Source organism: Stenotrophomonas sp. P5_B8 (genome assembly GCF_054049855.1).
Genome location: NZ_JBFULO010000313.1, coordinates 1 through 4669, shown reverse-complemented (window position 1 = coordinate 4669; position 4669 = coordinate 1). Strand labels below are relative to the sequence as shown.

At 66.1% G+C, this 4669-nt stretch carries 4 protein-coding genes; all 4 read left to right on the top strand.

Annotated elements, in window-relative coordinates; genetic code table 11:
• On the top strand, positions 1–752 hold a 752-nt coding region (locus ACXJKH_RS15270; RefSeq protein ID WP_457320526.1), incomplete at its 5' end, for an HrcA family transcriptional regulator.
• A gap of 83 nt (positions 753–835) precedes the next feature.
• Positions 836–1351 (top strand): nucleotide exchange factor GrpE, encoded by a 516-nt coding sequence (grpE, locus tag ACXJKH_RS15265; protein WP_256774013.1) that lies wholly within the window; start codon positions 836–838, stop codon positions 1349–1351.
• 145 nt (positions 1352–1496) lie between these two features.
• Entirely contained in the window at positions 1497–3425 is a 1929-nt protein-coding gene (gene dnaK, locus ACXJKH_RS15260; RefSeq protein WP_457320523.1) for a molecular chaperone DnaK, read from the top strand.
• A 163-nt stretch (positions 3426–3588) separates the two neighbouring features.
• The coding region (gene dnaJ, locus ACXJKH_RS15255) for a molecular chaperone DnaJ (protein WP_457320521.1) at positions 3589–4669 on the top strand (1081 nt) is incomplete at its 3' end.

Here is a 4669-nt window from a genome sequence, read left to right as displayed (position 1 = left end):
CCGGCACCCAGGCGCTGCTCGGCAGTGCGTCGGAGCTGCTGTCGGCGATGAGCCACTTTGTCGGGGTGGTCAGCGCCCCGCGCCGCGAGCAGTTCGCCTTCCGCCACATCGATTTCGTGGCACTCGATGCCGGCCGCGTGCTGGCGATCCTGGTATTTGCCGACAACGAAGTGCAGAACCGGGTGATCGAGCCGCGCCGTGCCTTCGGTCCAGGCGAGCTGGAGCAGGTCGCCAACTACCTCAATGCCAACTGCGCGGGCCGGCCGCTGGCCGAGATCCGTGCGCGGCTGCTGCTGGAGCTGCGCGATGCGCAGTCGGAAATGGAGCAGCTGCTGGCGCACAGCATCGAACTGGCCGAGCAGGCGATGGTGCCGCCGGCCGATGACATGGTGCTGGCCGGGGCGACCCGCTTGATGGGGGTGCAGGACCTGTCCGACCTGGAGCGTCTGCGCGAGCTGTTCGATGTGTTTGCCAGCAAGCGCGAGATCCTGCAGCTGCTCGAGCGCACCATCCAGGCCCCGGGCGTGCGCATCTTCATCGGCGAAGAGACCGGGGTGATGCCGCTGGAGGGGGTCTCGCTGGTCACCGCGCCGTACTCGGCCGGCGGCCAGGTACTGGGCGTGCTCGGGGTGATCGGCCCGAAGCGGATGGCGTATGACCGCATGATTCCGCTGGTGGAGGCTACCGCGCAGGTGCTGGGCGCCGCGCTGGGCGACCCGGCGGGCGGCGGATTGTCCCGCGATCGCGCATAAACCTGGCATTGGACTCTTGAATCCGCACCCCGCGCCCACATAGGGGTGGGTGGAGGCGGAGAGTCACCGCCAAGGATCCGGAAATGAACCAAGATCAGCCCGATATCGCATCCCAGAATCCCGCCGGTGAGCCGGCTGCCGAGCCGTCCCTGCAGCAGCAGCTGGACAGCCTGCACAACGAGGTCGCCCTGCTGCGTGCCGAGTCGCTGCGCGAACGCGCCGACCTGGACAACCAGCGCAAGCGCGTGGCCCGCGACGTGGAACAGGCGCGCCGCTTCGCCAATGAAAAGCTGCTGGGCGAGCTGCTGCCGGTCTTCGACAGCCTCGACGCCGGCCTGAGTGCCGCCGGTGCCGAGCCCAGCCCGCTGCGCGAAGGCCTGGAGCTGACCTACAAGCAGCTGCTCAAGGTTGCCGCCGACAACGGCCTGACCCTGCTCGACCCGACCGGCCAGGCCTTCAACCCGGACCACCACCAGGCGATCAGCCAGGTCGACGCGCCCGGCGCGGCGCCCGGCAGCGTGGTGCAGGTGTTCCAGAAGGGTTACCTGCTCAACGATCGCCTGCTGCGCCCGGCGCTGGTCGTGGTCGCCCGCGATTGACCCGGCTTGCGCGACGCTGAATGCGTTGCGCTTCCACCGGACACAGTGTTTGGTGGGTGGCTTGAATGTAGTCCAGCCGTCCCCCACATCCCATTCATAACCCGGCAGCAGCCGGATGTTCCCAGAACTTTCAGGAGTCTCCCTCATGGGCAAGATCATTGGTATCGACCTCGGCACCACCAACTCGTGTGTGGCGATCATGGACGGCGGCAAGGCCCGCGTCATCGAAAATGCCGAAGGCGACCGCACCACGCCTTCCATCGTCGCCTACACCAAGGACGGCGAAGTACTGGTGGGTGCCTCGGCCAAGCGCCAGGCCGTCACCAACCCGAAGAACACCTTCTACGCCGTCAAGCGCCTGATCGGCCGCAAGTTCACCGACGCTGAAGTCCAGAAGGACATCGCGCACGTGCCCTACGGCATCCTGGCCCACGACAACGGCGACGCCTGGGTGCAGACCAGCGACGCCAAGAAGATGGCGCCGCAGGAAATCTCCGCCCGCGTGCTGGAGAAGATGAAGAAGACCGCCGAAGCCTTCCTGGGTGAGACCGTCACCGAGGCGGTGATCACCGTGCCGGCCTACTTCAACGACAGCCAGCGCCAGGCCACCAAGGACGCCGGCCGCATCGCCGGCCTGGACGTCAAGCGCATCATCAACGAGCCGACCGCGGCCGCGCTGGCCTATGGCCTGGACAAGGGCGACAACAAGGATCGCAAGATCGTGGTGTACGACCTGGGCGGCGGCACCTTCGACGTGTCGGTGATCGAGATCGCCAACGTCGACGGTGAGAAGCAGTTCGAAGTGCTGGCCACCAACGGCGACACCTTCCTGGGCGGCGAAGACTTCGACAACCGCGTCATCGAGTACCTCGTCGACGAGTTCAACAAGGACCAGGGCATCGACCTGCGCAAGGACCCGTTGGCCCTGCAGCGCCTGAAGGATGCGGCCGAGCGCGCCAAGATCGAGCTGTCCAGCGCCCAGCAGACCGAAGTGAACCTGCCGTACGTCACCGCCGACGCCTCCGGTCCGAAGCACCTGAACATCAAGCTGACCCGCGCCAAGCTGGAAGCGCTGGTGGAAGAGCTGATCAAGAAGTCGATCGAGCCGTGCCGCGTGGCGTTGAACGACGCCGGCCTGCGCTCGAGCGACATCAGCGAAGTGATCCTGGTCGGTGGCCAGACACGCATGCCGAAGGTGCAGCAGGCGGTGACCGAGTTCTTCGGCAAGGAACCGCGCAAGGACGTCAACCCGGACGAAGCCGTGGCACTGGGTGCGGCGATCCAGGGCGGCGTGCTGGGCGGCGACGTCAAGGACGTGCTGCTGCTGGACGTGACCCCGCTGTCGCTGGGTATCGAAACCATGGGCGGCGTGTTCACCAAGATCATCGAGAAGAACACCACCATCCCGACCAAGGCCTCGCAGGTGTTCTCCACCGCCGAGGACAACCAGTCGGCCGTGACCGTGCACGTGCTGCAGGGTGAGCGCGAGCAGGCCCGCTTCAACAAGTCGCTGGCCAAGTTCGACCTGTCCGGCATCGAGCCGTCCCCGCGTGGCATGCCGCAGGTGGAAGTGTCCTTCGACATCGACGCCAACGGCATCCTGCACGTGTCGGCCAAGGACAAGAAGACCAACAAGGAACAGAAGGTCGAAATCAAGGCCGGTTCGGGTCTGTCCGAGGACGAGATCGCGCGCATGGTCGCCGATGCCGAAGCCAACCGCGAAGAAGACAAGAAGTTCCATGAGCTGGTCCAGGCCCGCAACCAGGCCGACGCGCTGATCCATGGTACCCGTACCGCGATCACCGAGCACGGCAGCAAGGTCGGTGGCGATGTGATCGGSAAGGTCGAGTCGGCCCTGGCCGACCTGGAAACGGCGATGAAGGGCGACGACAAGGCGCAGATCGAAGCCAAGTCGAAGGTTCTTGAAGAAGCCGGCCAGGCATTGTTCGCCGCCTCGGCCGCGGCCGAGCAGGGCGGTGCGGCGCCGGGCGCGGATGCCGGTGCCAACGCCGGCGCGCACGACGATGTGGTCGACGCCGAGTTCACCGAAGTGAAGGACGACAAGAAGTCCTGATCCGGACAGGATGCGGGACGTTGCGCAGGCAACGTCCCGTGCTTGTTTCCCCTTAGGTCCTGGCAGCCGCCTGCGGTTTGTCGGGGCGCCCCGGCGAAAGAGCGGACCTGGTTCCGCTCTTCCGCTTTGACGAATCCCGACCACCGGAACCCGATTCAACCCTATGAGCAAGCGTGACTATTACGAAGTGCTGGGCGTTTCCCGCACCGCGACCGAAGAAGAACTGAAGAAGTCCTATCGCCGTTGCGCGATGAAGTTCCACCCGGACCGCAACCCGGGCGACAGCGCGGCCGAAGCCTCCTTCAAGGAGTGCAAGGAAGCCTACGAAACCCTGTCCGACAGCAACAAGCGCCGCATGTACGACGCCCACGGCCATGCTGCATTCGAGCACGGCATGGGCGGCGGTGGCGGTGGTCCCGGCGGCCCGGACATGGGCGATATCTTCGGTGACATCTTCGGCAACATCTTCGGCGGTGCCGGTGGTGGTGGCCAGCGCCAGGCCCGTCGCGGCGCCGATGTCGGCTATGTGATGGAGCTGGACCTGGAAGAAGCGGTGATGGGCGTGGAACGCCGCATCGAGATCCCGACGTTGGCCGAATGCGACGACTGCAACGGCAGTGGCTCCGAAGACGGCAAGGTCGATACCTGCAGCGTGTGCCATGGCCACGGCCAGGTGCGCATCCAGCGCGGCATCTTTGCGATGCAGCAGGCGTGCCACAACTGCAACGGGCGCGGCAAGATCATCCAGACCCCGTGCAAGACCTGCCACGGCAATGGCCGTGTGGAGGAAGACAAGGTGTTGTCGGTGAAGGTGCCCGCGGGCGTCGACAGCGGCGACCGCATCCGCTTGTCCGGCGAAGGCGAGGCTGGTCCGGCCGGTACGCCGCCGGGCGATCTGTACGTGGAAGTGCGGGTGCGCGAGCACGCGATCTTCCAGCGCGACGGCGACGATCTGCATTGCGAAGTGCCGATCCGCATCTCGCAGGCTGCGTTGGGCGACACCGTGCGCGTGGCCACCCTGGGCGGGTACGCGGAAATCCGCATCCCGGCCGAAACCCAGACCGGCAAGCTGTTCCGCCTGCGCGGCAAGGGCGTGCGCTCGGTGCGCAGTCGCAGCGAAGGCGATCTGTACTGCCGCGTGGTGGTGGAAACCCCGGYCAACCTGACCCCTGAGCAGCGCAAGCTGCTGGAGCAGTTCGAAACCACCTTCACCGGCGAAGAAGCGCGCAAGCACTCGCCGAAGT